General features: G+C 56.6%; 1 pseudogene. It reads left to right on the top strand.

Annotation, left to right across the window (positions count from 1 at the left end):
• A pseudogene (locus ACRHNM_RS16505) lies at positions 1 to 327 on the top strand (tetratricopeptide repeat-containing sensor histidine kinase); the annotation flags it as partial.

The raw sequence follows: 327 nt of genomic DNA, 5'->3' as shown, positions 1-327 counted from the left end.
CAGCTCTACCAAAAATCCCGGGAGATTTCCCGGGACAGCGCCGAGATTCCAACGGGTCCGAAATTCAAAACCGTGCTCAGCTCGCTTATCGAGATCTACTCGTCCGAGACGGTGCGCATCATCACCCAGGGGTTTGATTCGATTCCCTGGGAGGCCATTTCGCCGGACAAACAGGTGAAGATCTACCGCGCCCTGCAGGAAATCCTGGTGAACATGAAAAAGCACAGCGGGGCCACGCTGGTGCTGCTGGAATTCCGGCAGGAGAAGAAAAGCCTGACCATCCGCTACAAGGATAACGGGGTGGGCTTCCCGGAAGAAGCGCCCTTA

The sequence above is a fragment of the Psychroserpens mesophilus genome, assembly GCF_050617655.1.
Classification (GTDB): domain Bacteria; phylum Bacteroidota; class Bacteroidia; order Flavobacteriales; family Flavobacteriaceae; genus Psychroserpens; species Psychroserpens mesophilus_A.
Note: the sequence above shows the minus strand (reverse complement) of the source record. Positions and strands in the feature narration are given on the sequence as shown.